The 26,065-nt window shown below is 66.8% G+C and carries 23 protein-coding genes; 9 read left to right on the top strand and 14 right to left on the bottom strand.

Annotation, left to right across the window (positions count from 1 at the left end; all coding sequences use genetic code 11):
* Window positions 1-16: 16 nt before the first annotated feature.
* A complete protein-coding gene (gene scpB / locus DEH84_RS07635; RefSeq protein ID WP_245932713.1) occupies window positions 17-922 on the bottom strand; it encodes an SMC-Scp complex subunit ScpB in 906 nt (301 codons plus the stop codon).
* Window positions 923-1,294: 372 nt separating this feature from the next.
* Window positions 1,295-2,389: an RluA family pseudouridine synthase gene (locus tag DEH84_RS07630; protein WP_109036228.1), complete on the bottom strand. Its 1,095-nt coding sequence runs from the start codon at window positions 2,387-2,389 to the stop codon at window positions 1,295-1,297.
* Window positions 2,390-2,575: 186 nt separating this feature from the next.
* Between DEH84_RS07630 and DEH84_RS07625 the strand changes: the two genes are divergently transcribed.
* The gene (locus DEH84_RS07625) at window positions 2,576-3,340 is read left to right on the top strand and encodes an outer membrane protein assembly factor BamD (protein WP_245932759.1); all 765 of its coding nucleotides are present in this window, start codon (window positions 2,576-2,578) and stop codon (window positions 3,338-3,340) included.
* A gap of 83 nt (window positions 3,341-3,423) precedes the next feature.
* On the opposite strand, the gene aceK is transcribed toward DEH84_RS07625, so the two are convergent.
* Complete coding sequence (gene aceK / locus DEH84_RS07620) at window positions 3,424-5,307, bottom strand: bifunctional isocitrate dehydrogenase kinase/phosphatase (RefSeq protein WP_109036224.1); 1,884 nt, start codon at window positions 5,305-5,307, stop codon at window positions 3,424-3,426.
* A 165-nt stretch (window positions 5,308-5,472) separates the two neighbouring features.
* Here aceK and DEH84_RS07615 point away from each other — a divergent pair, with 165 nt between their 5' ends.
* Window positions 5,473-6,528 carry an MBL fold metallo-hydrolase gene (locus tag DEH84_RS07615; RefSeq protein ID WP_109036222.1) on the top strand — a complete coding sequence of 352 codons (1,056 nt, stop codon included), beginning with the start codon at window positions 5,473-5,475 and terminating at the stop codon, window positions 6,526-6,528.
* 15 nt (window positions 6,529-6,543) lie between these two features.
* On the opposite strand, the gene DEH84_RS07610 is transcribed toward DEH84_RS07615, so the two are convergent.
* The 6 genes from DEH84_RS07610 to DEH84_RS07585 form a co-directional block, all read right to left on the bottom strand.
* Window positions 6,544-7,362 carry a M48 family metallopeptidase gene (locus DEH84_RS07610; protein WP_109036220.1) on the bottom strand — a complete coding sequence of 273 codons (819 nt, stop codon included), beginning with the start codon at window positions 7,360-7,362 and terminating at the stop codon, window positions 6,544-6,546.
* Window positions 7,363-7,499: 137 nt separating this feature from the next.
* The gene (gene gmhB / locus DEH84_RS07605) at window positions 7,500-8,108 is read right to left on the bottom strand and encodes a D-glycero-beta-D-manno-heptose 1,7-bisphosphate 7-phosphatase (protein ID WP_109036219.1); all 609 of its coding nucleotides are present in this window, start codon (window positions 8,106-8,108) and stop codon (window positions 7,500-7,502) included.
* Window positions 8,109-8,142: 34 nt separating this feature from the next.
* Entirely contained in the window at window positions 8,143-10,326 is a 2,184-nt protein-coding gene (gene glyS / locus DEH84_RS07600) for a glycine--tRNA ligase subunit beta (RefSeq protein ID WP_109036217.1), read from the bottom strand.
* 2 nt (window positions 10,327-10,328) lie between these two features.
* Window positions 10,329-11,249 carry a glycine--tRNA ligase subunit alpha gene (glyQ, locus tag DEH84_RS07595; protein WP_109036215.1) on the bottom strand — a complete coding sequence of 307 codons (921 nt, stop codon included), beginning with the start codon at window positions 11,247-11,249 and terminating at the stop codon, window positions 10,329-10,331.
* 108 nt (window positions 11,250-11,357) lie between these two features.
* Complete coding sequence (gene lnt, locus DEH84_RS07590; RefSeq protein ID WP_245932712.1) at window positions 11,358-12,920, bottom strand: apolipoprotein N-acyltransferase; 1,563 nt, start codon at window positions 12,918-12,920, stop codon at window positions 11,358-11,360.
* Window positions 12,921-12,961: 41 nt separating this feature from the next.
* A complete protein-coding gene (locus DEH84_RS07585; protein WP_179950621.1) occupies window positions 12,962-13,861 on the bottom strand; it encodes a CorC family transporter in 900 nt (299 codons plus the stop codon).
* A 103-nt stretch (window positions 13,862-13,964) separates the two neighbouring features.
* Here DEH84_RS07585 and DEH84_RS07580 point away from each other — a divergent pair, with 103 nt between their 5' ends.
* The 5 genes from DEH84_RS07580 to hslU all read left to right on the top strand — a co-directional run bounded on the left by DEH84_RS07580 (window position 13,965) and on the right by hslU (window position 19,651).
* On the top strand, window positions 13,965-15,008 hold the full coding sequence (locus DEH84_RS07580) for a CobW family GTP-binding protein (protein WP_109036211.1): 1,044 nt from the start codon (window positions 13,965-13,967) through the stop codon (window positions 15,006-15,008).
* A 392-nt stretch (window positions 15,009-15,400) separates the two neighbouring features.
* Complete coding sequence (dksA, locus tag DEH84_RS07575) at window positions 15,401-15,874, top strand: RNA polymerase-binding protein DksA (protein ID WP_109036209.1); 474 nt, start codon at window positions 15,401-15,403, stop codon at window positions 15,872-15,874.
* 48 nt (window positions 15,875-15,922) lie between these two features.
* Window positions 15,923-17,683: an STAS domain-containing protein gene (locus DEH84_RS07570; RefSeq protein ID WP_109036207.1), complete on the top strand. Its 1,761-nt coding sequence runs from the start codon at window positions 15,923-15,925 to the stop codon at window positions 17,681-17,683.
* A gap of 79 nt (window positions 17,684-17,762) precedes the next feature.
* Window positions 17,763-18,311, top strand: a complete 549-nt coding sequence (gene hslV, locus DEH84_RS07565) for an ATP-dependent protease subunit HslV (RefSeq protein ID WP_109036205.1) — start codon at window positions 17,763-17,765, stop codon at window positions 18,309-18,311.
* Between the two features lie 5 nt (window positions 18,312-18,316).
* Window positions 18,317-19,651, top strand: a complete 1,335-nt coding sequence (gene hslU / locus DEH84_RS07560) for an ATP-dependent protease ATPase subunit HslU (RefSeq protein WP_245932710.1) — start codon at window positions 18,317-18,319, stop codon at window positions 19,649-19,651.
* On the opposite strand, the gene DEH84_RS07555 is transcribed toward hslU, so the two are convergent.
* Complete coding sequence (locus DEH84_RS07555) at window positions 19,634-20,419, bottom strand: type III pantothenate kinase (protein ID WP_109036203.1); 786 nt, start codon at window positions 20,417-20,419, stop codon at window positions 19,634-19,636. The genes hslU and DEH84_RS07555 overlap by 18 nt on opposite strands.
* A gap of 216 nt (window positions 20,420-20,635) precedes the next feature.
* Here DEH84_RS07555 and DEH84_RS07550 point away from each other — a divergent pair, with 216 nt between their 5' ends.
* Together DEH84_RS07550 and DEH84_RS07545 are read left to right on the top strand one after the other, a co-directional pair.
* Window positions 20,636-21,214: a chalcone isomerase family protein gene (locus DEH84_RS07550; protein ID WP_159098902.1), complete on the top strand. Its 579-nt coding sequence runs from the start codon at window positions 20,636-20,638 to the stop codon at window positions 21,212-21,214.
* Between the two features lie 117 nt (window positions 21,215-21,331).
* Complete coding sequence (locus tag DEH84_RS07545) at window positions 21,332-22,174, top strand: HDOD domain-containing protein (RefSeq protein ID WP_109038271.1); 843 nt, start codon at window positions 21,332-21,334, stop codon at window positions 22,172-22,174.
* Here the strand turns inward: DEH84_RS07545 and DEH84_RS07540 are convergent, their stop codons facing one another.
* Genes DEH84_RS07540 through DEH84_RS07525 form a run of 4 tightly spaced genes read right to left on the bottom strand, consistent with a single transcriptional unit; the run spans window position 22,175 to window position 25,225 of the window.
* Window positions 22,175-23,131, bottom strand: a complete 957-nt coding sequence (locus DEH84_RS07540; RefSeq protein ID WP_109036199.1) for a S49 family peptidase — start codon at window positions 23,129-23,131, stop codon at window positions 22,175-22,177.
* Window positions 23,128-23,511, bottom strand: coding sequence for a Rieske (2Fe-2S) protein (locus tag DEH84_RS07535; protein ID WP_109036197.1), 384 nt, complete (start codon window positions 23,509-23,511; stop codon window positions 23,128-23,130). The genes DEH84_RS07540 and DEH84_RS07535 overlap by 4 nt, the downstream gene beginning before the upstream one ends.
* Complete coding sequence (locus DEH84_RS07530; protein ID WP_245932709.1) at window positions 23,504-24,187, bottom strand: HAD family hydrolase; 684 nt, start codon at window positions 24,185-24,187, stop codon at window positions 23,504-23,506. The genes DEH84_RS07535 and DEH84_RS07530 overlap by 8 nt, the downstream gene beginning before the upstream one ends.
* An 18-nt stretch (window positions 24,188-24,205) precedes the next feature.
* Window positions 24,206-25,225: an RluA family pseudouridine synthase gene (locus DEH84_RS07525; protein WP_109036195.1), complete on the bottom strand. Its 1,020-nt coding sequence runs from the start codon at window positions 25,223-25,225 to the stop codon at window positions 24,206-24,208.
* Between the last annotated feature and the right edge of the window lie 840 nt (window positions 25,226-26,065).

Raw genomic sequence — 26,065 nt, 5'->3', positions numbered from 1 at the left:
GGCACGGACTCGGTGGTCATGAATGCGATGGGGAAGAAGGTGGTGACACGCCGTCGTCGGGCTGAGCCATCTCGGTCAGCGGGGCGGTCGAAGCGGCCTCGTCGGGGGCCGGGGTCGAAGAAGATGCGCCAGCCATCACGGCGACGTCATCGGCCAGCGCATCCGCGCCAGCAGGAGCAGGGTCGGACACGGCCAGAGGCAGTGTCCCGACCGGTTCGGCTTCCGTCGCCGAAGCGGACAGAGGCGCGGAAGCCGTCTCATCAGAAAGATCTTGCAGCAAGAGGGTCGACTGGGCGGCAGGCCCATCCTGCGCCCCCTCGTCGGCCAGCGGCAAAGGCAGCATGGCGTCTTCCATGCCAGGCAGCAGCCCTTGCGCCACCGGCATGCCCTCGAGCGTGGGCAACTGGGCCAGCGAGGCCAGGCCCAGGTCGTCGAGGAACTGACGGGTGGTGGCATACAGGCCGGGCCGTCCTGGGGCATCGCGGTGGCCGATCACTTCCACCCAGCCGCGGTCCTCCAGCTGTCGCACGATCTGCGAGCTGACGGTCACGCCCCGGATGTCCTCGATGTCCCCGCGCGTCACGGGCTGCTTGTAGGCGATGATGGCCAGCGTCTCGAGCGTGGCGCGCGAGTACTTGGGCGGCTTCTCGGGGTTGAGGCGATCCAGGTGCGCCTGCACGTCGGCACGCGTCTGGAAGCGCCAACCCGAACCCACTTCCCGCAACTCCACGCCGCGCCCCTCCCACTGCACGGCGAGCTCGGCCAGCAAGGCGCGCACCGTGTCCACGGACACGGTGTCGTCCAACAGCTGCCGCATCTCACGGAGCGTCATGGGCTGATCGGCGCACAACAGCGCCGCTTCAAGGATGCGCAGGGTTTCCTGCGGATTGAGGACTTCCATCGCTTCAATCAATCGGTTCACGGGGCGCAAGCCTCCGCGATACACATGCGGACCTCTAAAGGTAGCCGGCCAGTCAGGCTCGGCGAAGGCCGGATCTCGCACCGGCTTGCGGGTAAGGCCTGCTTGGTTGGCAGGCGGTTCGGGCGGATTGTCGCGGAACGGCACCTTGGAGACTGACAGACGCCGGGCACTGCGAGGTGCTGGCTCAGGTCTTTTCAGGCGGGGGGCGGGAGCGTCACGCGGCTTTGAAGACCGGCGTCGGGCGACGCGACACAGCGCCAGCCCGGCCCACGCGGCGACGGTTCATGACCGCGCCTTCCGGGCCATTATGCACCACCTCACAGGCTCGTGCATGCATGATCCACGACAGCGTGTCAAGACGCGGCAGCACGCTCACACGCTGTCAGCTTGCTGTAGCACGGACCACGCCTCGGCCATGTCGGCGGGCAGCTCGGCCTCGAACACCAGCGGCTCGGCCGTCATGGGGTGGGTGAAGGCGAGCCGGGTGGCGTGCAGCGCCTGGCGAGTCATGCCCAGCGCGGGCGCGCCGCCGTACAAGGCGTCGGCCACCAGCGGATGACGGCGGCTGCTGAGGTGGACGCGGATCTGGTGGGTGCGGCCGCTGTGCAGCGTACAGCGCACGCCGCTGAAACTTCGCGCCGTGCCCTGGGGCCCCGCCCAGCTACCCGCCATCACGCGCTGCACGTCGGTACGGGCGGGCTTGCCCGAGGGCACGACGGCCATCCGCACGCGGGTGACGGGATCGCGCCCGATGGACGAGTTCACCGAGAAGTGCTCTTCCGTCTTGCCATGGACCAGGGCCAGGTACTGCCGACTGACTTCCCGTGCAGCGATCGCACGGCTCAACGCCGTCACCGCCACCAGCGTCTTGCCCACCACCATGAGCCCGCTGGTGTCCTTGTCGAGTCGGTGCACGATGCCCGCCCGCGGCAGGGCCGCCGCGCTCGCGTGGTGCGCAAGCAGGCCGTTCATCAGCGTGCCGGACCAGTTGCCGGCCGCAGGGTGCACCACCAGACCGGCGGGCTTGTTCACCACCAGCAGGTGCGCGTCCTCGAACACGACGTTCAGCGCCATGGCCTCCGGCTGGAAGGACAGGCTCTGGGCGGTGGGTCGCAGGCGAGCCTGCACCGGCTGCCCCGCCAGCACCTTGCGTGAAGGCGTCGTGATGACCTGCCCGGCCACCGTGACGCAGCCGTCCTCGATCAGCGACTTCAGATGGCTGCGCGAGTAAGCCGTCACCTCGGCGGCCAGGAAGGCGTCCAGCCGCTGGCCATGGGCGCTGGCAGGGACCTGCCAGACGCGCACATCGGTCTCGTCCGGGGCCGCGGCGGGGGCGCCGTCGGATGGCTCAGCGTCCTCCCATTCCTCATCGAGCGCAGCCAGATCGCCTTCGGGGAAACCGGCGGAAGAAGCATCAGAAAGCGGAGCGGAGGCGGGCGTGCGGACGGGTGAGCGAGAGCGGGACATGAAGCAAAGTTGCGATGAGGGATGGGCACGGAGCGGAAATGCGGGCGAGGGCTTCTATACTGCGGCCTCTGGCGCTGCAAGGCGAGATTGACCGCGGCCAGGCCGCACACCGAGAACGTGACATTGCTGACCTCCCCCACCTGGCGACACCTGATCGCCCGCCGCGCGGGCCTTGCGGTTCTGGCCATGGCGGCCGCTCTGGCGGCCTGTGAGTCGACTCCGAAGGACGAGTTCGCCAACATCAGTCCGGACAAATTGTACGCAGACGCCAAGGACGACGGTTCCGAAGGCAACTACGAGACGGCGATCAAGAAGCTGGAGAAGGTCGAAGCCCGGGCTTCGGGGACCCTTCTCGCTCAGCAGGCTCAGATCGACCTGGCCTACGCGTATTACAAGACCGGCGAGCGAGCGCAGGCCCTGGCAAAGCTGGAACGCTTCATCCGGCTACACCCCACCAGCCCGGCGCTGGACTACGCCTACTACCTGCAAGGCCTGGTGAACTTCAACGACAACCTGGGGTTGTTCGGGCGCCTGGCCAGCCAGGACATCTCCGAGCGTGACCAGCAGGCGTCGCGCGATGCCTACGAGTCGTTCCGCACGCTGATCGACCGCTTCCCGACGTCGAAGTACGCGCCGGATGCCCGTCTGCGGATGAACCACATCGTCAACTCGATGGCCGCAGGCGAAGTGCACATTGCGCGGTACTACTTCCGCCGCGGCGCCTACCTGGCCGCTGCAAACCGTGCTCAGACCGCCGTGCGCGAGTACCGCACTTCCCCGGCGGTGGAAGAAGCGCTGTCCATCATGGCGCGCAGCTACGATGCACTCGGCCTGGTGCAGTTGCGCGACGACACCGTGCGCGTGCTGCGTCAGAACTTCCCGGAGAGCGCCTACCTCCAGACGGAAGAGGCCACCCGGGCGCCGACCCGCCCCTGGTGGAAGCTCTGGTGAAGTGAGCCGTCCCGGCAGTCCGGAGGTGACAAAAAGAACGGGCCCTTGAGGCCCGTTTTTCATGCAGCGAGGGCAGGCACCGCTCAACCGCCCGCGTCGACCCCGCCCGTGGCAAAACCGCTCAGCACGCCCTGATCGTGCACTTCGGGCCCCTCAGGCCGCACATCGACCGGCTCCTCCACCGGCGCCATCTCGGCGTTGATCTGGGCCGAATCCTTGCCCTGGATCTTGTGAATGAAGCGACGCGACCGGTCGTACGGGAACACGTCGTGCACATAGCCCGCCTGGATGCGTTCCTTGCGCTCCTGCCAGTAAGCCGGGTCCAGCAGATCGGCGTGATGCTTCATGAAGATCTGGCGCACGCGCGGATCACCCAGCAGGAAGGGCCCGAAGGTTTCCGGGAACACGTCATGCGGGCCGACCGAATACCAGATCTCGCCGGACATCTCGTCTTCCTCGTTGCGCGGCTCGGGCACCTTGCGGAAGTTGCAGTCGGTGATGTATTCGATCTCGTCGTAGTCGTAGAACACCACCTTGCCGTTGCGAGTGACCCCGAAGTTCTTCCACAGCATGTCGCCGGGGAAGATGTTGGCGGCCACGAGGTCCTTGATGGCGTTGCCGTACTCGATGACGGCATGCTCGAGCGAGGACGCCGAGGCCTCCTGGATGTAGATGTTCAACGGCACCATGCGGCGCTCGATGTAGAGGTGCTTGATGACGAGCGAGTCGCCCTCTTCCTCGATCACGCTGGGCGCGAACTTGCGCAGTTCCTCGATCAGTTCGTCGTCGAATCGGTTGCGCGGGAAGGCCACCTTCGTGAACTCGAGCGAGTCGGCCATGCGGCCCACGCGGTCGTGCTGCTTCACGAGCTGGTACTTGCCCATGATCTGCTCGCGCGTGGTTTCCTTCTGCGGCGGGAAGTAGTCCTTGATCACCTTGAACACGAAGGGATAGGACGGCAGGTCGAACACCAGCATCACCATGCCCTTGATGCCGGGGGCGATGCGGAACTTGTCTGTCGAGTGGCGCAGGTGGAACAGGAAGTCACGGTAGAACAGGTTCTTGCCGTGCTTCTGCAGGCCGATGGCGCTGTAGATCTCGCCGCGCGGCTTGCGCGGCATCAGCGAGCGCAGGAACTGCACGTAGGCCGACGGCACCTTCATGTCGACCATGAAGTAGGCGCGCGCAAAGCTGAACAGGGCCAGCAGGTCGTCCTCCCCGAAGAGCGCCGCGTCGATGTAGAGCCGGCTCTTCGAGTTGTGGAGAATGGGGATGGCAAATGGCAGGCTGCGGAAGCCATTGACGACCTTGCCGACGATGTAGGCGCCCTTGTTGCGGAAGAACAGCGAGGACAGGACCTGGATCTGGAAGTTGGTGCGCAGGCGCACATTGCCCACCTGCTCCATCAGCACGCCGTAAATGAGGTCGACATCGCGGTCCAGATCGTCGAACGGCACCGTCAGCTCATAGCTCTCCACCACCGCCTTGAGCGTGTCGCGCAGGTTGTCCTTGGTCGGATAAAAGGCGCGAAAGGTGGGCTTGCCTTCCTCGTCGTCGATGTACTCGGTCGACACCGCGGGCCGCACGAAGATGAAGTCGTTGCGGTAGTACTTGCGATGCAGGATCTGGATGGTGACCGAGTTGAAGAAGGTCTCGGCCAGCTCGGGCTGGTAATGCCCCGTCAGCAGCCCGATGTAGAACAGCTTGATCTGGTGCCAGACCTCCATCGGCAGCTTGCTGGCGTTGAAGTCGCGCTCGAGCCGCTCGACGGCCTCGTCGACCCGCATGTCATAGAACTCGATCCGCGCCCGTTGGGCCAGTTGCTGGCCATGCCAGTCAGCCTGCTCGAACCGGCGCTTGGACTGCGCGCTGGTCTCGCTGAAGATCTTGTAGTGGCGATCAAAACCGTCAAGCAGGGCTTTGGCGATCTCGAAGACCCGGGAGTCGGTGAGCTGTTGCGGAAACATCGTGGGCCTGGACTGTCTGTGGGGTGGTGGGGCCGGCACCTGGCGACACCGACGGTCGGCAGGGCATCGTGACATTATGCAAGCGCCGCCCTGCTCCGCTCGCTGTCGCGGCGCAAGCTCGGCGCTGCGGGCACAATGCTTTTTCGATCCCGCCCCCTCCCCCACATGAACGCCCTCGCCAGCCCCCTCACCTACCCCTGGGACCGCCTGACACCGGACGTCGGCACGCTGATGACCCTGCGCCCGGGCCTGCACTGGGTGCGCATGCCGATGCCATTCGCGCTGAACCACATCAACCTGTGGGTGCTGGACGATGCAGGGGCCTGGACGGTCGTGGACGCGGGCGTGGCCACCGAGGCCATCCGCGATGCATGGCAGACGCTGTGGGCGGGCCCGCTGGCCAGCAGGCCGCTGGGGCGCATGCTGGTGACGCACATGCACCCCGACCACGTCGGCAATGCGCAGTGGCTGATCGAACGCTACAGCGCGCCGGGCGAAGCCGCACGGCTGTGGATGAGCCAGGCCGATCACCTCGCAGCCCGGCTGGCCTGCCAGTCGACCACCGGCTTTGGCGGGGAACGGGCCGCCGCGCACTTCCAGGCGCATGGTTTGAACACGCCCGAAGACCTCGCCAAGGTGCGAGCCCGGGGCGACTACTACGCGACCCTGGTTCCCGCCGTGCCACACGCCTACCGTCGGATGATGGACGGGCAGACAGTGCGCATCGGCGAGCGCGAATGGCGGTGCATCGCCGGCTTCGGGCACAGCCCTGAGCACATTGCCCTGCATTGCGAGGCCGACGGGCTGCTGATCTCCGGTGACATGCTGCTGCCGACCATCTCCACCAACGTGAGCGTGACCGACATGGAACCGGAAGGCGATGCGCTGGGGCTTTTCCTTGACAGCGTCGAGCGCATGCGCGCCCTGCCGGCCGACACGCTGGCCCTGCCCTCGCATGGACTGCCCTTCACCGGCATCCACACCCGCATCGACCAGCTGCACGCGCACCATGCGGAGCGCCTCGCGGAGGTGGAGGCCGCGTGCCGGGCGAGGCCCTCCACGGCGGCCGAGATGCTGCCGGTGCTGTTCCGCCGGCAGCTGGACCTGCACCAGACGACCTTCGCCATGGGTGAAGCCATCGCCCACCTCAACTACCTGTGGCATCGGGGGGTGCTGCGCCGCGAGCAGGACAAGCACGGTGCGTGGCGCTACGGCGCCTGACCACCGCTGGGCCAGTCAGCCCGGAATGGCGACGTGGCGCAGTTGATCGCGGGGCCCGTCGTACTCGGGCATGATGGAGCGCACCACGGCCCAGAAACGCGGACTGTGGTTCATCTCCCGGAGGTGGGCCAGTTCGTGGGCCACGACGTAATCGATGATGCTGAGGCTGAAATGGATCAGCCGCCAGTGCAGGCGGATGGAGCCGTCGGCGCTGGCGCTGCCCCAGCGCGTGCGCGCCGAGGAAAGGCTCACCTTGGTCACGGAGACACCCAGCTTGCCTGCGTAGTGCCGGACACGTTCGGCAAACACGGTCCGGGCCTCTCGCTGAAGCCAGGCCTCTGCGGCGTCGCGGATCTGCTCCGGGGTCGCGTCTTGCGGCAGGCCGAGGTACAGCGTGCGCTGCGTGACGCCAGGCAGGCCCGGGTCCAGGGGGGCTGGCATCAGCGTGGCCCCGGTGTGAGCGGGGTCGAGCACGATGACGACCGATTCGCCCATGAAGGGCAGTTCAGCCCCTTCGCACCACGCGATGCGGGCCATCACCTGACGTCGGGCGCGCTCGCGTTGCTCGACGAGCTTGGTGCAGATCCAGCGTTCCTTGGCGCGCAGTGCCGACTCGATGTCGCCCCACGAAACCCACCGCGGCGCCCGCACACTGAGCCCGTCCACCCCCACCACCATGCCGATGCTGCGGCGCCGTACGCGCTTGACCTCGTAGGCCACCACGGCCTTGCCGAGCCGGATCTCGCGCTCGGCGCGGGGATGGCGGTACAAGGGCAGGCCGCTGGCATGCATCTGATGGGCTGGCCCTTCGTGGTCGCCGCCACGCAACGGCATGTCGGCCGCCGCCTCGGGTACCGAGCGGCGTGACGGCCCCGTGTCACTTCGGCCTGCGACACCGCCAGCGGCAGTGAACGAGGCGGCGGACTCGGCCCCCTCCCCCCACAAACCCAGTTGCTGCGGCGCCTCTGGCTTCAACGGATCTCCCCCGTGTGCGTGCTGACCGGGCCGTCTTCGCCGATGGCCTGGCGATCTCGCAGCACCAGAAAATCGGCGAAGGCCGACAGATCGGGGTGGATGGTCAGGTCGGGCACCCGGCGCCGCAGGTCCTGCAACTCGGCGTCGCCCATGGTGGCGGCCTGCCCCGTGCGCACCAGATGGGGCTCGCACCCCACCGACTGGGCCGCGAGCACGTCGCGCGGCAGGTCACCCACCATCGGCACCCCGACCAGGTCACAGCCGAATCGCTGGCCGATCATCTGGAACAGCCCTGGCATGGGCTTGCGGCAGGTGCACTGGTCTTCCGGCGTGTGCGGGCAGAAGAACACCGCGTCCACGCGCCCACCCACCTTGGTGAGCATCTGGTTCATCTTGGCATGCATGGCGTTGAGCGCCACCATGTCGAACAACCCCCGCCCGATGCCGGACTGGTTGGTGGCCACGACGACGTGCCAGCCTGCGTGGTTGAGCCGGGCGATGGCCTCCAGCGATCCGGGCAGCGGCACCCACTCCTCGGGCGACTTCACGTAGTCCTCCCGTTCGTGGTTGATGGTGCCGTCGCGATCGATGATGACCAGCTTCATGCTCGCCCCCGCGTGAACGATGCGCCCGCCCAGATCAGGCCGCCAGTCTGGAAAGGTCGGCGACGCGGTTCATGGCGGCATGCAGCGAGGCCAGCAGACCGAGCCGGTTGGCCTTCAACGCAGGATCGTCGGCATTGACCATCACCGCATCGAAGAAGGCATCCACCGGGGTCCTGAGCGCAGCCAGCGCCTGCAGAGACGCAGTGTAATCACCCTGCTCGAACGCTGCATCCGCCTGGGGCGCCACGGTCTGCAGCGCGGCATACAGCGCGGCTTCGGCGGTTTCCTTGAGGAGCGCCGCGTCCACGCGAGCCTCGACCACGCCATCGGCCTTCTTCAGGATGTTGCCCACGCGCTTGTTGGCTGCAGCCAGCGAGGCCGCTTCTGGCAGCGCGGCAAACGCACGCACCGCTGCCAGGCGGCGCGGCACCTCGGCCAGGCGGCTGGGCCGCAGCGCGAGCACCGCATCGACTTCCTGCGCGCTGTAGCCCTGCTCGCGCAGCGACACCGCCAGGCGGTCGGCCATGAAGGCCAGCAGCGCCTCGGCCGGGTCCGTGATCAGCTCGCCGAACACGGGCACGACGGCCGCGACCAGCGCCGACAGATCCAGCGGCAGGTTCTTCTCGATCAGGATGCGGATCACGCCCAGTGCATGACGGCGCAGCGCGAACGGGTCCTTGTCGCCCGTGGGCAACTGGCCGATGCCGAACAGACCAACCAGCGTCTCCAGCTTGTCGGCCAGTGCCACGACTGTGCCGGTGTGGTTGCGCGGCAGGTTGTCACCCGCAAAGCGCGGCTTGTAGTGGTCTTCGATCGCGATGGCGACGCCGTCACGCAAGCCTTCGTGGCGGGCGTAATAGCCGCCCATGATGCCCTGCAGCTCGGGGAACTCACCCACCATGTCGGTCAGCAGGTCGGTCTTGGCCAGCAGCGCGGCCTGTTGGGCCTTACTGTCCAGCACATCGAAGTGATCCTTGTCGTCGACCGTGAACGGCAGCGTGCTCATGCGGAGCTGGTTGACGATGGCATGCGCGATGGCCCGCACCCGCTCGCTGCGCTCGCCCTGGGTGCCCAGCTTGTTGTGGTACACGACCTTGGCCAGCCCCGCCGTGCGCGATGCCAGCGTTTTCTTTCGATCCTGATCGAAGAAAAACTTCGCATCGGCCAGGCGCGGGCGCACCACGCGCTCGTTGCCCTCGATGATGGCGCTCGGGTCGGCGGGGTGGATGTTGCTCACAACCAGAAACTGGTGCGTCAGCTTGCCGGCGGCATCCAGCAGCGGGAAGTACTTCTGATTGGCCTTCATCGTGAGGATCAGACACTCCTGCGGCACCGCCAGGAACGCTTCCTCGAAGCGGCCGATCAGCACGTTCGGCCGCTCCACCAGCGCCGTCACCTCGTCCAGCAAGGCATCGTCTTCGATGGGCTTCAGGTCGTGGCCCGCACGCCCGGCTGCCGCGGCCAGCTGGGATGCGATCTCGGCGCGACGCTCGGCAAAGCCAGCGATCACGGCGCCCTCTTCCGCCATCTGGACGGCGTAGCTGTCGGCTTCGCGCAGCACCACGGGCGAGACCTTGGCCTCGAAGCGGTGGCCATGGGTTTCACGGCCTGCGTGCAGACCCAGCGCCGACACCGGTACCACCTGATCCCCGTGCAGCGCCACGAGGCCGTGCGCCGGCCGCACGAAATTCACACTGGACCAGCCGGGCTGGAAGCCCTCGCCATCGCCCTGCTCGAGCTGGTAGGTCATCACCTTGGGAATGGGCAACTTGGCCAGCGACTCGGTCAGGGCCTTCTGCAAGCCCTCGGTCAGTGTGGCCCCCGCTTTGACGCTGTCCAGGAACAGCGCTTCGGCCTTGCCATCAGGCTGGCGCTTGAGCTCCGACACGACCTCGGCACCCAGCCCCAGCGAGCTCAGCTTCTTCAGCAACGCGGGTGTGGGCTGGCCGGCGGCGTCCAGTGCCACGGCCACGGGCATCAGCTTCTGCTGCATGGCCTGGTCTGCCGCCTTGGTCACCACCCCGGTCACGTGCACGGCGAGACGACGCGGCGACGCGAACGGCGTGACCACGGCATCGGCCTGGGCGAGGCCCTGGGCCTTCAGGCTGTCGGCCAACACACCGGCAAAGGCTTCACCCAGCTTCTTGAGCGCCTTGGGCGGCAGCTCTTCGACAAACAGTTCAACGAGGAGGTTTGCCTTCTGGTTCAGGGACGTCATGCTCAGGCCGCCTTCTTGTTGTTCAGTTGTTCGATCACCTCATCGGCCCAGGCCTTGGGCGCCATCGGGAAACCGAGGCGCGCGCGGCTGTCGAGGTAGCTGGCGGCCACGGCGCGCGCCAGGTTGCGGATGCGCCCGATGTAGGCGGCGCGCTCCGTCACCGAAATCGCGCCGCGGGCATCCAGGAGGTTGAAGGTGTGGGCGGCCTTGAGCACCTGTTCGTAGGCCGGCAGGGCGAGCTGCTGCTCCATCAGGTACTTGGCCTGCGTCTCATGGTTGCCGAACGCCCCCAGCAGGAACTCGACATTGCTGTGCTCGAAGTTGTAGGTCGACTGTTCCACCTCGTTCTGGTGGAACACATCGCCGTACTTGACGCCCGGCGCGTAGACCAGGTCATACACGCTTTCCACGCCTTGCAGGTACATGGCGAGCCGCTCGAGACCATAGGTGATCTCGCCAGTGGCCGGCTTGCAGTCGATGCCGCCCACCTGCTGGAAGTAGGTGAACTGCGTGACCTCCATGCCGTTGAGCCACACCTCCCAGCCCAGGCCCCAGGCGCCCAGCGTCGGGTTCTCCCAGTCGTCCTCGACGAAGCGCACGTCGTTCTTCTTCAGGTCGAAGCCCAGCGCTTCCAGCGAGCCCAGGTAGAGCTCGAGGATGTTGGCCGGCGCCGGCTTGAGCACCACCTGGAACTGGTAATAGTGCTGCAGGCGGTTCGGGTTCTCGCCGTAGCGACCGTCCTTCGGGCGGCGGCTGGGTTGCACGTAAGCGGCCTTCCAGGGCTCCGGGCCCAGTGCGCGCAGAAAAGTAGCGGTGTGACTGGTGCCCGCCCCGACTTCCATGTCGTAGGGTTGCAGCAGCGTGCAGCCCTGGGCATCCCAGTAGCTTTGCAGACGCAGGATCAGTTGCTGGAAGGTCAGCATGGTCTAGCCTTGGTGCGTGCCGTGCAGCGCGTGTGCCGCCGGCATCGGGTTCTTGATTTGATGAGGGCCCTCACCCTGCGGGCTGCCGCGGGGCGAAAAGCCTTGATTCTAGTGGCGCGCCCGCCCTCGTCCCACGGCGATCAGCAGCACGGCCAGCGCCAAAGCCGGCCACAGGCCTGCCCGCGCCGCCCACCAGGCAAACGGGGTCACGCCCTGCCTGCCCTGCACCTCCGCCACCAGGGCACCACGGGTGTTGCCTGGCAGCCGATCCGTGACGCGGCCGGCATGGTCGATCACCACCGTGGCGCCCGTGTTGGTGGCGCGCACGGTGGGCAACTGGAACTCCAGCGAACGCATGCGGGCGATCTGCAGATGCTGGTGCATGGCCACCGACTCACCGAACCAGGCCAGGTTGCTCACGTTGGCCAGGATGGTCGGCGCCTGGGCAGGATCGCGGAATCGGGCGGCGATCTCCTCGCCGAAGAGATCCTCGTAGCACACCGTCGGCGCAATGCGCTGCTGCTTGACCCTGTAGGACGGCGCCACCAACGGCCCACGGGCGAAATCCCCGAGCGGCATGTTCATCATCCGCACGAACCATCGGAACCCCCAGGGAATGAACTCGCCGAACGGCACGAGGTGGTGTTTGTCGTAACGATAGGGGCCGCCCGCCTCCTCCGGGTCGGCATGCCGGGCTGGGCCGCCCAGCCCCACGATGGAGTTGGTGTAGCCGCGCTCGAAGTCGCCCAGCGGCACACCGACCAGCGCGTGGCGGCCTTCGCCGGCCGGAAAGCCGCCCACCAGTGCATCCCAATAGCCCGGGGGCTGCTGGAACGGCAACAAGGGAATGGCGGTCTCCGGCGCGATCACCAGGTCGGTGCGAGCCGAAAGCAGCTGCTCGGCATGCCAGCGCAGCATCGCGCCCTGACGCTCTGCCATGAACTTCTCGTCCTGCGGGACGTTGCCCTGCAACAAGGTCACGGACAAGGCCGCGCCCTGCGGCTCGGTGAACGGTCGCCCGGCCAGTGCCCCGACGGCAGCCAGCACGAGGCCGACGGCCAGCCCCGCCAGCCGCGAAGCCAGCCCGCTGTCGGCCGAGCGCCACGACCACACGGACGCCACCACGGCCGTCGCCCAGGCTGCGCCCAGCCCATATACGCCCAGCCACGGTGCCAGGCCAGCCAGCGGCGTGTCGATCAGTGCATACCCACTGGCTCCCCAGGGAAACCCGGTGAAGAGAATGGCCCTCGCCCACTCGGCCAGCAGCCACACCCCACCCCAGGCAAGGGCATCACGCCACCAGCGGCCATCGCGCCACCGGGCCCACAGCCACCCGGCCAGCGCGAAGTAAAGGGAAAGCGCCGCACACAACAACACCACGGCCAGCGCCGCCAGCCAGCCAGGCAGCCCTCCGTACCGGTGCAGGCTCACGAACATCCACCCGGTGGCCCCGATGAGCCACACGGTGCCGTACAGCCAGCTCAGCGCCCCGACCGCGCGCGGCGTGCGCCGCGGCGACAGCACACCAGCCAGAACGAGCAAGGCCGCCGTCTGGAAAACCGCCGGCGCGCCGGGAAACAACGCCGCTGCCGCAGGCGACAACGCCCAAGCGTGCAGGCCACCCGCCAGCAGCACCACCAGCCCCGCGAACGACCACCATCCCGTCACCACGGCCGCGCCGCCGCAATCAGCAGATCTCCCTGGGTGCACCATCAGGACGACGCTGCCTCTTCCAGTTCCGGTGCGCGGGTCACCTTGAACCAGCGCACCGAGCCACCCCGAGCCAGCATGACGCGAAACCGCAACCCACCGAGGTCGAGGTGCTCGCCACGCCGCGGCACGCGACCCAGCTCGTGGGCCACCAGGCCTCCGATGGTGTCGAACTCGTCGGTGGGCAACTGCGCGTCGAACACCTCGTTCACCGACTCGATCGCCGTGTCGCCGGCCACCCGCTGACTGCCGTCAGCCAAGGTGAAGATGCTGGATTGACCGTCCTCTTCATCGAACTCGTCCTCGATCTCACCCACGATTTCTTCGAGCACGTCCTCGATCGTCACCAGCCCCGCCGTGCGACCGAACTCGTCGATCACGATGGCCAGATGGCTGCGGTTGGAACGGAATTCCCGCAGCAGTTCATTGAGCCCCTTGGACTCCGGCACGAAGACCGGCGCGCGCAACAGGGTTCGCAGATTGAGCTCCGGCGCCCGCTGCAGCTTGAGCAGGTCTTTTGCCATCAGCACGCCGATGATGTTGTCACGGCCTCCATCGAAGACCGGGAAACGGGAATGGCCCGTGTTGATGACCTGGGCCAGCAACTCGTCGTACGGTGCCTCGATGTCGAGGATGTCCATGCGGCGCACGGCCACCATGACGTCGCCGGCGGTCATGGACGCCATCCGGATCACGCCTTCCAGCATCACCCGGGATTCGGGCTCGATCAGCGCGCGTTGTTCAGCGTCCGCGAGGGTTTCGATCAGCTCGGCGGTGGAATCCGGCCCGGGGGACAGAAACTCGACCACGCGGACGAACAGGCTGCGGTTGTCGCGCGCACGAGAAGGGCGTGCAGCGCCTTTGTCGGACCGTGAGGCCCGACTGGGGGAGGTTTCGGACACGGCAGGGGTGTCGTGGTTGGGATGCCGCAAGAATACCCCATGGCCAGCGGGAAACCGCCAGAGCACGCTGAGCCAAAGCCGCCGTCAGGGCTACACTCCGCCCATGAGCCTGATTCCCGTCACCATCCTCACCGGTTTCCTCGGCAGCGGCAAGACCACGCTGCTCAAGCGCATTCTGACCGAAGCACACGGTCAGCGCATCGCCGTCATCGAGAACGAGTTCGGCGAGGAAAACATCGACAACGACATCCTGGTGGCCGACACCGAGGAGCAGATCATCCAGATGAGCAACGGCTGCATCTGCTGCACCATCCGGGAAGACCTCCGCGAGACACTGTCCGATCTGGCCAAGCAGAAAAAGGCCGGCACCCTCACGTTCGACCGCGTGGTGATCGAGACCACCGGCGTGGCCGATCCGGGCCCCGTGGCCCAGACTTTCTTCATGGACGACGAGATCGCCGAGCTGTATCTGCTGGACGCCATCGTCACGCTCGTCGACGCCAAGCACGGCGAGAAACAGCTGGACGACCGCCAGGAAGCGCGCCGCCAGGTCGGCTTTGCCGACCAGATCTTCATGAGCAAGACCGATCTGGTCACGGCCGAAGAGGCCGACGCGCTGTCGCATCGCATCAAGCACATGAACCCCCGCGCGCCCCAGAAACGGGTGCATTTCGGCGAGGTACCGATCTCCGAGGTGTTCGACCTCAAGGGCTTCAACCTCAACGCCAAGCTCGACATCGACCCGGACTTCCTGAAGGAAGACGGCCATGGTCACGGGCACCACCATCACCACGACCATGACCACGCGCATGGCGAACACTGCGACCATCCGCACCACCACGCGCACGACGACGACGTGAAATCGTTCGTGTACAAGAACACGAAGCCCTTCGACGCGACCAAGCTGGAAGATTTCCTCGGCTCGATGGTGCAGATCTACGGCCCCAAGATGCTGCGCTACAAGGGCGTTCTGCACGTGAAGGGCATGGAGCGCAAGGTCGTCTTCCAGGGCGTGCATCAGTTGATGGGCAGCGACATGGGACCGAAGTGGGCCGCCGGCGAGCAGAAGATCAGCAAGCTGGTGTTCATCGGAATTGACCTGCCTCAGGATCTGTTCAAAGCCGGGCTGGATCAGTGTCTGGCGTGACACTCAGCCAACGGAACGATACAAACTACGGGGTGACACGGTGAAAACGGCGCGCAGGCGTGGCTACAATCCGCGCGCTTCCGTGTGACGTTCTGAAAACGGCGACGTCGGAAGAACCGAGAACAAACAATCAGGCGATGGCGCCCTGTCGGCCCCGCGTCCCGCGTGCATGACCGGCCTGCGAAACCCGCGGTTCGGTGAGGAGGATTCCTGTGACCAAGCCCCCTGCGACGTCCAAGACTGCCACCCCCGTGGGCGCGGCTGCCAGGCCCGCTGACACCAAGCCCGTGAAAACGGCGACTCAAGCTTCGGCGCGCAAAGCCGAAGGCATTCCATCAGCTGCCTCCGTGGCATCAGGGCGCTCGTCGCCTCCCATCCGTACCCCCGAGACCATGCCAAGCACCGCCACCAAGGTTGACACCAAACTCGCCAACGCCTGGAAATCCAAAGCCGGGCGCGACCTGACGGAAGCCGAACTGATGGCCATGCCGGAAGGCGAGTACATGAACGACAAGCAGCTGGACTTCTTCCGCGCCCGCCTGGAAGCGCAGAAGGAAGACCTGCTGTCCAACGCCGGCGAGACCACGGAACACCTCCGCGAAGACACGTCGATCGTGCCCGATCCGGCCGACCGCGCCACCATCGAGGAAGAGCACGCGCTCGAACTCCGCACCCGCGACCGCGAGCGCAAGCTGCTCAAGAAAATTTCTCAGGCCCTGGCCCGTCTGGATTCTGGCGAATACGGTTTCTGCGACGAGACCGGCGAGCCCATCGGCCTGGGCCGCCTGCTGGCGCGCCCCACGGCCACCCTGTCGCTCGAGGCACAGCAGCGCCGCGAGCTCAAGCAGAAGATGTTCGGGGATTAATCCGCATCGCCCCGGAGGTCGGTTGACACACAAAAGGCGCACACCAGCATGAGCAAGGAATCCGGCGGTTTCCTGCGCAAGGTCGTGCGCTTTGTCGCCAACCCCACGACCGACTGGACGGAGCTCGACACGCCGAGCGCCGAGGCCGCAGAAAGCCAGTACGCCAAGAGCGAGATCAAGGCGATGATCGAGCGCAAGCGGCGCAACGACTTCGTGCGCAAGCGCGAGCTCGACATGCTGCGCAAGATCCGGCGTGAAGGCCTGAGCCCGGACAACGCGCTGGCGCTCAGTGGCAACTCCAACATCGACCCGGACTCCCGGCCGCACAGCGGCGCGCGCTCCGACATCGCGGTCAAGGCCAAGATCGACGAGATCGAACAGCAGATGGTTGGCGGGGCCCCTCGCACGGTCAACCTGCCCAGCCGCCCGGCGAACATTCCGACGCTGCCCATGGGCGACACGATGCCCGCGGCGCACCCGCCCAACCTCCCGGTCACGCTGCCGATGTCCTTCGACGAGGACATCCCCCAGGTGTCGGAAGCGGTGCTGCAGTCGGCCCGCGCCTCCAGCCGGGGCATGACACAGCCGCTGACCCTGCCGCCCACGATGCCGTTGACGGCACCGATGGCGCCCAGCGGCTTCCAGAACGCCATGGACGTGCACGTGACGGAGTTGGTGCACGACCCCGAACTGGACGAGGCCGTGATCGCCTTCGCGAATGCGGACTTCGATCAGTGCGAGCGCAGCCTGCTCGACCTGATTCACCCAGGCGGCAGCCGCCATGACGTGCAGGAATGCTGGCTGGTGCTGTTCGACTTCTATCGGTCCATCGACCAGGCGCAGAAGTTTGACCAGCTTGCCGTGTCGTTCGCCCAGAAATTCGGGGTTTCCGCACCGCAGTGGTTCTCGTACCCTGGCAAGGTCGCGGCCTTTCTCGCCACCACCTCGGGCGGCGCCCATGCATCGGCCGGGGCACGCACGGACGAAGGGCCCGCCACGGAAGCAGGCGAGGACCCGCTGGCGGGTGTGCTCGAAGGCTGGGTGGCGCCACCCGTGATCGACGCCGATGCGGTGGCCCAGCTGCGGGTTGAAACCCTGCAGATGCCCCGCCCCTGGACAATGGACTGGAGCCGCGTGCTGCGCGTGACGCCCGACGGCGCCCTGCACCTCGGGCAGATGGTCCGGCAGTGGGCCGATCAGCCGTTGTCGCTGGTGTGGCAAGGGGTGCCGCAGATGCTCGCGGTGCTCGGTGACGCCTCTCCCACCGGTAGCCGCGACGTGGACCCGGCCTACTGGATGCTGCGCCTTGATCTGCTGCGGCTCATCAACCGCCCGGTCGAGTTCGATGAGACGGCCATCGACTACTGCATCACCTTCGAGCGCTCGCCCCCGTCGTGGGAGCCGGCACGGTGCTCGGTCCAGGAAGGTCAGGACGTCATCCACCCGCACTCGCGCGCCATGTCGCACGTGAGCGAGGTGACGACCATGTTTGTCGAGTCACGACTCCAGCAGGACACCGGCGTGGTTCAGGTGGCCTCGCTCAATCTGTCCGGGCAGCTGTCGGGTGACATCGGCACCACCCTGGAACAGCTGGACAACCAGCTGGGCGCCAGCGTGGCGCTCGACATCGACTGCGAACACCTGCTGCGCGTGGATTTCATTGCCGCAGGTGATCTGCTCAACTGGGTACTGGCCCGGCGCGCCGAGGGGCGCGAAGTCAGCTTCCTCAACCCTCACCGACTGGTCGCCCTGTTCTTCGGCGCCATGGGCATCAACGAGCATGCCCGGGTCAAGCTCTTGACCCGTTGAGCGCATTGGCGCGCAGACGCCCTTGAACCCCGGGCGTTCGCCCCCATGTCCTGCTGTCATCCGTTTTCACACGCGCAGCATGGACTCCTACCACGGCACCACCATCGTCAGCATTCGCCGCCAGACCCCGCAGGGCTGGGAAGTGGCCATGGGCGGCGACGGCCAGGTCACCCTGGGCCACATCGTCGTGAAGGCCACGGCACGCAAGGTCCGCAAGCTCCACCGTGACCAGGTGCTGGCCGGTTTTGCGGGCGCCACGGCCGATGCCTTCACCCTGTTCGAGCGTTTCGAGGCCAAGCTCGAGAAGCACCAGGGCAACCTGGCCCGCGCCGCGGTGGAACTCACCCGCGACTGGCGTACCGACCGCGTGCTGCGCAAGCTCGAAGCCATGCTGGCCGTGGCCGACCGCGAAACGTCGCTCATCATCACGGGCAACGGCGACGTCCTGGAGCCCGAGCACGGCATCATCGCCATCGGCTCGGGCGGCGCCTATGCCCAGGCCGCGGCCCGCGCGCTGGTGGCCCACACCGCGCTGAGCGCCGCCGACATGGTCAAACAGTCGCTGAGCATTGCCGGCGACCTGTGCATCTACACCAACCAGAACCACACCATCGAGACGCTGGGCTGAACACCATGAGCATGACCCCACAGGAAATCGTCAGCGAGCTGGACCGTCACATCGTGGGCCAGCGCGACGCCAAGCGCGCGGTCGCCATCGCGCTGCGCAACCGCTGGCGCCGTCAGCAGGTCGATGACAAGCTGCGCGGCGAGATCACCCCCAAAAACATCCTGATGATCGGCCCGACAGGCGTCGGCAAGACCGAGATCGCCCGCCGCCTTGCCCGCCTCGCAGACGCCCCCTTCATCAAGGTGGAAGCCACGAAGTTCACCGAGGTGGGCTATGTTGGCAAGGATGTGGACACCATCATCCGTGATCTGGTGGAATCGGCCGTGAAGCAGGAGCGCGCCCGCCAGATGCAGTTGCAGCGCGTGAAGGCGGAAGATGCCGCGGAAGAGCGCATCCTCGACGTGCTGGTGCCGCCGCCGCGCAGCGAGTTCGGGCTGGCTCAGGCCCAGCCCGACAACACCGCGCGCCAGGTGATGCGCAAGCGCCTGCGCGAAGGCACGCTGGACGATCGTGAAATCGAGATCGAACTGAGCGATGCCCGCACGCCTTCGGTCGAGATCCTGAGCCCGGCCGGTGGCGGCATGGAGGACATGGCCGAGCAGATCAAGGGCCTGTTCTCGCAGATCAGCCAGGGCAAGCGCAGCACGCGCAAGCTCAAGATCGCCGAGGCACGCGTCCAGCTGATCGACGAGGAAGCCGCCCGGCTGCTCAACGACGACGAAGTGAAGGCCAGGGCGCTGGAGCGCGCCGAGCAGAACGGCATCGTCTTCATCGACGAGATCGACAAGGTGGCCAGCCGCGCAGAGGGCAATGGTGCCGAAGTCTCACGCCAGGGCGTGCAGCGCGACCTGCTGCCGCTGGTGGAAGGCACGACCGTCCAGACCAAGTACGGCATGGTCAAGACCGACCACATCCTCTTTATCGCGTCAGGGGCCTTTCATCTGAGCCGCCCCAGTGACCTCATCCCCGAGTTGCAGGGCCGTTTCCCCATTCGTGTGGAGCTGTCCTCGCTGTCCATCGACGACTTCGAGGCCATCCTGAGTCAGCCGAAGGCCAGCCTGATCAAGCAGTATCAGGCGCTGCTGTCGGCCGAAGGGGTCACGCTGGACTTCACGCCCGGCGCCCTGCGCCGCATCGCGCAGATTGCATTCGAGGTCAACGAGCGAACCGAGAACATCGGTGCGCGGCGCCTGGCCACGGTGATGGAGCGCCTGCTGGACGAGTTGTCGTTCGATGCCCCCAACCAGTCGGGGCAGAGTCACACCGTGGACGAGGCGGAGGTCGAGCGCCGGCTGGGTGAACTGTCGCGCAACGAAGACCTGTCACGCTTCATTCTTTGACGCGTTGCCGGCCAGCGTGAGGAGGCCCTCGAAGATGAGGTTCTCGACCACCAGGGCCGGCAGTTCCTCCACATGCGACAGGCGGGAAACGGCCCCGCCCGACATGATGAGCAGGGGATCGCGCCCGCACGCCACACGCAGGCGGCGCATGGTGCGCTCGATGGCGCCCGCAATCGCGTCCGTGCCGCCGCTCATCAGGGCGTCGCTGGTGTTGGTCGGAAAATCGCGCACCTCACCGGTCGGCACCTTGAGGCCGGCCGTGCCGCTTTCCAGCGCCCGGTACATCAGGCCGAAGCCCGGCAGGATGAGGCCACCAAGGAAGCGGCCGCTCGCGTCCACCGAATCCACAGTGACGGCAGTGCCCACCATGACGGCCAGCACCGGCGGTGGGTTCTCGGGTGACACACGCAGCGCGTGTTGACGTGCACCGATGATGGCGGCCCACCGGTCGGCGCCCAGCCGTTGAGGATGTTCATAGCCGTTGATGACCCCGCCACCGAAAGCGGTGGCCGACATCCAGTGAGGGCGCAAGCCCCAACCCTGCAGCAGTTGCTCCTCCACGCGGCGCTTGATGGCCTCACCCGCCACCACACACCCCAGCATGGCCACCGGCCGTCGGGACAGACGAGACCAGTCCGTCTCCCATAGATGATCGATGTCTTCCAGCGGCACGGCGCCGTGGGCCAGCAAGGCGGCGCCCGGCTGCCCCTGCTCATACAGCCCCCATTTCAGGCGGGTGTTGCCAATGTCGATGACGAGAAAGGCCATGCTTTTCTTTCGAGGTACCGGGACGCTGCAGCGTGGATGCCCGCCATTCTGCCTGCCAATTCCTCGGTACCGGCCGGGGTCGGCCGGCATGCCGCGCGGCTTGCGCACCACACTGGTCAGCCTGATCGCCCCGTTCGCGCGTTGAGCACACAGGCCTTGTCCCAGGGCGCCCACCCCGGACGCCGCGGTACCATTGCCTTAAAAGGAGACACCACCATGCGCAAACTGACCCAGACCCTTGCTGTGAGCCTCGCCCTGCTGTCCCCCGCTGCCTGGTCGGCGGTGGAGGTCAAGGGCGTGCGTTTTGAAGACACCCGCCAGGTCGGCGGCCAGACGCTCCAGCGCAATGGCACGGGCGTGCGGGTCAAGCTCGTGTTCGACGTCTATGCCGCCACGCTGTATCTGCCTCGCAAGGAAACCACGGCCGCTGGCGTGCTGGGCCAGTCGGGGCCGAAGAGCCTACAGATCGTGCTGCTGCGTGAACTGACCGGCGAGGAATTTGCCGATGCCATGATGACCGGCTTCCGCCAGAACCACACCGACGCCGAGCAGGCCCGCTACAAGGCTCGGCTGGACGACATCAAGGCCGCGATGCTGGCATTCGGCAAGGCCCGCAAAGGCATGGTCGTGCACTTCGAGTTCGTGCCGGGCTCGGGTACCCAGCTGCTCGTCAACGGTGAACGCAAGGGTAACGTGCTGCCGGGCGAGGATTTCTACAACGCCATGCTCGCCATCTGGCTGGGCGAGCAGCCGGTGGACAAGAGCCTGAAGGCAGGTCTGCTGGGCGCGCAGTGACGCGGGCCCTACGGACGGGGCGTGATCGATGACACGGTCTCGGGGGCTTCCCCGCCTTGTCATGGGCATGTCCCCGCCCGATAAGCGATCATGCACTTGGCATCACGCCACCCCGACATGATCGACCGCCCCCTTCCCACCCTGCAGGCCTGGAGCGACGCCTTCCACGGCGCCGAGGTGCCCGTGCTGCCCGTCACGGCCGCCGAGATCCAGCGACTTGCCCAGATCGAAGAAGAGCGGGGCACCGTCGACGCCCACACGCTGGCGGAGGCCTTCGCACCGGACCCCCTGATGACCCTGCGCGTGCTGACGCACGTGTCGCATTACTGCACCCGGCTGAACGTCGAGCCCCCGGAGAGCCTGGTGGGCGCCCTCGTCATGCAAGGCATCGGGCCGTTCTTCAGGGCATTCGCCTCACCCGCCGTCACCGATGAGGTGCTGGCCGCAGTGCCCGCTGCCCGGGCCGGTCTCGCGGACGTCGTCCTGCGCGCACGCCGCGCGGCCCATTTCGCGATGGGCTTCGCCATCCGCCGGCAGGACGAGGACGCTGCGGTGATTCAGGAAGCCGCCCTGTTGCACGACTTTGCCGAGATGCTGCTGTGGTGTCATGCGCCAGCCCTGGCGCTCACCATCGCGCAGCAACTGGAGGCCGACCACACCCGCCGATCTGCCGACGTGCAGCAGGCCGTGCTCGGCATCACACTGGGCGAGCTGTCGCACCATCTGATGCACCGGTGGCAGCTGCCCGACCTGCTGCTGCAGGCCACCGAGCCCGGCCAGCGGCCCCAGCCGCGCGCGCAGACCGTCAAGCTGGCGGTGCGCATAGCCCGCCACACCCGCTACGGCTGGGACGACCCGCACGCACAGGCTGCGCTGCACGACGACGCGGCGGACGTGGCCCGCCTGCTCACACTGTCGCAGGAGGCGGCCACCCGCCTCATCATGGCAATGGACAGCTGATCAGCGGACCACGCTCATGCTGCGCAGGGCGCGCACGGCGCCGTCGCCAATGGCCGCACCGAAGCGCTTGGCCAGCCGCTCGGCCAGGTTGGACTTCTGCGTGTAGTCGATGACCTCTTCGGCCTTGACCACATCGCGGGCCACGCCATCGAGGCTGCCCAGGTGGTCGGCCAGGCCCAGGTTCACGGCCTGCTGCCCGTTCCAGAACAGGCCCGTGAACGTCGTCGGGTCGTCTTTCAGACGCTTGCCCCGCCCGGTCTTCACCACGTCGATGAACTGCTGGTGAATCTGATCGAGCATGGCCTGCGCATACGCCTCATGCTGCGGATTGCGCGGCGAGTACGGATCCAACATGGCCTTGTTTTCACCCGCGGTCATCAGGCGGCGTTCGACGCCGAACTTGTCCATGACCCCCGTGAAACCGAAGCCGTCCATCAGCACGCCGATCGACCCGACCATGGAGGCCTTGTCCACGTAGATCTGGTCGGCCGCGACGGCGATGTAGTACGCCGCAGACGCGCACATTTCCTCGCACACCGCGTACACCTTCTTCTTGTGAAGCGCCTTCAGACGGCGGATCTCGTCGTTGACCAATCCTGCCTGCACCGGGCTGCCGCCCGGCGAGTTGACGCGAAGCACCACGGCGCGGGCGCCCTGGTCCTCGAAGGCACTGCGCAGGGCCGTCATCAGGTTGTCGGCATTGGCCTCGGCGTCAGAGGCGATCTCGCCACGCACCTCGACCAGCGCCGTGTGCGGCGTGACCGGCGCGGTGGCCGACGGCATGTTGCTCATCGCACCCCACACCATGCTCGCCGCCACGCCCAACCAGAAAAGACGCCACACCCAGCGCCACCGACGCTCGCGCCGATGCTGCGCGAGGTAGGCGCGCGCCAGGTCGTTCAGCAGGGCCTGCTGTGCGCCCGACAGGTCGGCGCGAGAAGATTCGACTTCGCTCATGGATGAATGGGATTGGAAAGAGGCTGGATACGCTCGTCAGGATACCAACAGACCTGGCCATCCTGTTCGGTGATGCGGATGGGCTGCAGTCGCCCGCCGCGGCAGGGCCCGGACACACACAGCCCGGTGGCCGGCTGATACAGCGCACCGTGGATGGAGCAGACCAGAAAACGCTTGTCGGCATCCCAGAACTGCCCGGCCTGCCAGTCCATCTCGGCGGGCACATGGGCGCAGCGGTTCAGGAAGGCATGTACAGCGCCCTGGTAGCGAACGGCAAAGGCCGGGGTCTTGCGGCCGAACTCGGCCACATCGAAGCACACAGCCAACCCGAGCTCCGCCAGGTCTTCCGACCGGCACAGCTGCACCGGGGAGTCAGGCATGCCGCACCAGCCAGTCGTGCAGTTCGGCCATAGAGTGCGCAATGTGCAGGGGCCCGTGCTGGTGGAAGGTCTCCGGCTCGTGCGCACCGTAGCTCACCGCCACGCTGGGGGTGCCGGCGTTGCTCGCCAGCTGCAGGTCGTGCGTGGTGTCACCGATCATCAAGGTGCGCTCGGGCGCGACCCCGAACTCGGCGATCAGTTCGTTGAGCATGCGTGGGTGCGGCTTGGATGCGGTTTCGTCGGCAGTGCGGGTCCCGTCGAACATGCCGCGCAGCTCGACGTGGCCCAGCGCCTCGTTCAGGCCCTGCCGGGATTTGCCGGTGGCCACAGCCAGCCAGTGGTTGCGCGCCTTCAAGGCCTCCAGCAGGGCCAGCGTGCCTTCGAACAGGCTCAGCTCATGCTGCCGCTTGAAGTAGTGATGACGATAACGCTGCCCCAGCTCGGGCACGCGCTCGGGCGGCAGGCTCGGGGCGACATGGGCCAGCGCGTCATGCAGGCCCAGTCCGATCACGTAGGCGGCCTCGGACGGCGCAGGCACCGGTAGCCCCAGATCGGCGCACGCGGCCTGGATGCAGCGCACGATCAGGCCGGTGGAGTCATACAGCGTGCCATCCCAATCGAACACGATCAGGTCGAAGCGGCGTGGGCGCAGGCCCGTGTCGGTGGCGGTGCTCAAGGGAAGTCCTCTGTGGCGTCAGGCGGCACTGTAGCCTGCGTCAGCGGGCGCCGGCTTCAGGGCTGACAGCAACGCCACACACTCCGGGGGCAAAGGGGCTTCGAGCACCAGGTCCTCCCCACTGGCCGGGTGGGCCAGCCGCAGGTAGCGGGCGTGCAGGAACATGCGCTCGAACCGTCCGTCGGGCAGCTTCTGGCGGTCGACGCCGGGCACGCCCTCGCCCGCTCCCCGGGCCAGCGCCTTGTTCAGTGCGAAATCACCGTACTTCTCGTCGCCGACGATGGGGTGCTCTTCGTGCGAAAGGTGCACGCGGATCTGGTGGGTGCGCCCCGTCTTGATCGTGACGTCGAGCAGGCAGAACGCGGCATAGCGCTCCACGACGTTCACCAGCGAGATCGAGCGGCGGCCCTCGTCCTCGCCCTTCACGGCCATGACGCGGCGTTCACCGTCCGGCGTCAGGAACTTGTGCAGCGCCACGTCGATGACCTTGCGGCTGGCGGGCCACGCGCCGATCACCAGCGCAGCGTACGTCTTGTGCGCCTGCCGATGGCGAAACACATCCTGCAAGGTGGTCAGCGCGCTGCGCTTCTTGGCGATCAGGAGGATGCCGGAGGTCTCCTTGTCGAGCCGGTGCACCAGCTCCAGGAAGCGCGCCTGCGGGCGCGCGCGGCGAAGCTGCTCGATGACGCCGAAGCTCACCCCGCTGCCGCCGTGCACCGCCACACCGGCCGGTTTGTTGATGGCGAGGACGTGCTCGTCCTCGAACAGCACCGGAAACTCGCGCGCCGGCACCGTCGACGCTGCCTCCTCGTTCTTCTCGGTGAGGCGCAGGGGCGGAATGCGGACCTCGTCGCCCAGCGCGAGGCGGGTGTCGGCACTGGCCCGCCCCTTGTTCACACGCACTTCCCCGCTGCGGACGATGCGGTAGACCAGGGTCTTGGGCGCGCCCTTGAGCACCTTGATCAGGAAGTTGTCCAACCGCTGGCCGGCCGAACCTTCATCGATGACGCGGCGCTGCACGGACTGCAGGGCCTGCATTTCAGCCGCGCTGGGCGGCCGAGGGGTATCCGCGGGTTTTCCCGAAACCCGCTGCGCAGGCGAAGAAACGGGGGGCTTTTTAGAGGTCTGCGTGGCCCGGTGGCGGGCGGTTTTCGCACCTATAATGGTCTTGGCCACGTGATGATTAAGGTGTTTGTTGATATGGCTCGGCCAGGTCAGCAGGCACCCAACAGGCAAAGCAAGACCGCATTTTACTTCGAGCCGGTTCAGCAGCGTCTTGTCACGGGTCGGGCGGGGTGTCCCGCCAAATCAGAAATGATGGTGATGCAACCGGACTGACCGGTCGGAGAAAACCACCCAAGGTGTGGTTTTGCCAATCGGTCCTACGGTCAGAGCCAACGTCGATCGAACCACGAATCAAGGTTGATGGACGCCAGCGTGCAACGCGCCCTTCGGGGCATCGGGGTCGCTGGTGTCTGTGACGAGTGACTGCCCACGTGATCTGGCCCATGCCGCCTCGCGCCCGAGACGCCCGCCTCTGCCCCGCCTTCCTGCTGGAAGCGCCGGCTGCAGACGCGTCGGCGTCCAGTCTGCGCCGGTCGGGGTCCCCTGCCCGCTTCCCGTATTTCGTCCTGACCGCACCGTTCCGTCCGCCTTCTGGTGGCGCGGAGGGTGTCGTCACGTCCGAAGCGCAGCAGGCCCGTGTCCAAGTCTCGCCACGCGCGCCCCTGCTGCACTGACGCCTCTCGCGTCACGGACAGCCAAGGCAATTCCTTTACGGTTCAACGTCGTTGCTCGTGCATGAACGCTGCCGCTGTCCGCAAGGTCGGCGGTGGGTGGGGGTTTGTCCGGCGCCATCCCGGTCAGGCCTCGCTTGAA

This window comes from Aquabacterium olei, from assembly GCF_003100395.1.
Classification (GTDB): domain Bacteria; phylum Pseudomonadota; class Gammaproteobacteria; order Burkholderiales; family Burkholderiaceae_C; genus Aquabacterium; species Aquabacterium olei.
Note: the sequence above shows the minus strand (reverse complement) of the source record. Positions and strands in the feature narration are given on the sequence as shown.

What these genes read in the sequence shown, in the direction of transcription:
- DEH84_RS07625 (WP_245932759.1), top strand. Translation starts at nt 2,576, where the DNA reads ATGGCGGCCGCTCTGGCGGCCTGTGAGTCGACTCCGAAGGACGAGTTC.
- DEH84_RS07535 (WP_109036197.1), bottom strand. Translation starts at nt 23,511, where the DNA reads ATGCCTGACTCCCCGGTGCAGCTGTGCCGGTCGGAAGACCTGGCGGAG.
- DEH84_RS07545 (WP_109038271.1), top strand. Translation starts at nt 21,332, where the DNA reads ATGATCGACCGCCCCCTTCCCACCCTGCAGGCCTGGAGCGACGCCTTC.
- dksA (WP_109036209.1), top strand. Translation starts at nt 15,401, where the DNA reads ATGCCAAGCACCGCCACCAAGGTTGACACCAAACTCGCCAACGCCTGG.
- DEH84_RS07550 (WP_159098902.1), top strand. Translation starts at nt 20,636, where the DNA reads ATGCGCAAACTGACCCAGACCCTTGCTGTGAGCCTCGCCCTGCTGTCC.
- DEH84_RS07570 (WP_109036207.1), top strand. Translation starts at nt 15,923, where the DNA reads ATGAGCAAGGAATCCGGCGGTTTCCTGCGCAAGGTCGTGCGCTTTGTC.
- DEH84_RS07630 (WP_109036228.1), bottom strand. Translation starts at nt 2,389, where the DNA reads ATGTCCCGCTCTCGCTCACCCGTCCGCACGCCCGCCTCCGCTCCGCTT.
- DEH84_RS07610 (WP_109036220.1), bottom strand. Translation starts at nt 7,362, where the DNA reads ATGCCGTTGCGTGGCGGCGACCACGAAGGGCCAGCCCATCAGATGCAT.
- DEH84_RS07555 (WP_109036203.1), bottom strand. Translation starts at nt 20,419, where the DNA reads ATGGCCTTTCTCGTCATCGACATTGGCAACACCCGCCTGAAATGGGGG.
- DEH84_RS07540 (WP_109036199.1), bottom strand. Translation starts at nt 23,131, where the DNA reads ATGAGCGAAGTCGAATCTTCTCGCGCCGACCTGTCGGGCGCACAGCAG.
- hslV (WP_109036205.1), top strand. Translation starts at nt 17,763, where the DNA reads ATGGACTCCTACCACGGCACCACCATCGTCAGCATTCGCCGCCAGACC.
- aceK (WP_109036224.1), bottom strand. Translation starts at nt 5,307, where the DNA reads ATGTTTCCGCAACAGCTCACCGACTCCCGGGTCTTCGAGATCGCCAAA.
- glyS (WP_109036217.1), bottom strand. Translation starts at nt 10,326, where the DNA reads ATGACGTCCCTGAACCAGAAGGCAAACCTCCTCGTTGAACTGTTTGTC.
- hslU (WP_245932710.1), top strand. Translation starts at nt 18,317, where the DNA reads ATGAGCATGACCCCACAGGAAATCGTCAGCGAGCTGGACCGTCACATC.
- DEH84_RS07615 (WP_109036222.1), top strand. Translation starts at nt 5,473, where the DNA reads ATGAACGCCCTCGCCAGCCCCCTCACCTACCCCTGGGACCGCCTGACA.
- DEH84_RS07525 (WP_109036195.1), bottom strand. Translation starts at nt 25,225, where the DNA reads ATGCAGGCCCTGCAGTCCGTGCAGCGCCGCGTCATCGATGAAGGTTCG.
- gmhB (WP_109036219.1), bottom strand. Translation starts at nt 8,108, where the DNA reads ATGAAGCTGGTCATCATCGATCGCGACGGCACCATCAACCACGAACGG.
- glyQ (WP_109036215.1), bottom strand. Translation starts at nt 11,249, where the DNA reads ATGCTGACCTTCCAGCAACTGATCCTGCGTCTGCAAAGCTACTGGGAT.
- DEH84_RS07580 (WP_109036211.1), top strand. Translation starts at nt 13,965, where the DNA reads ATGAGCCTGATTCCCGTCACCATCCTCACCGGTTTCCTCGGCAGCGGC.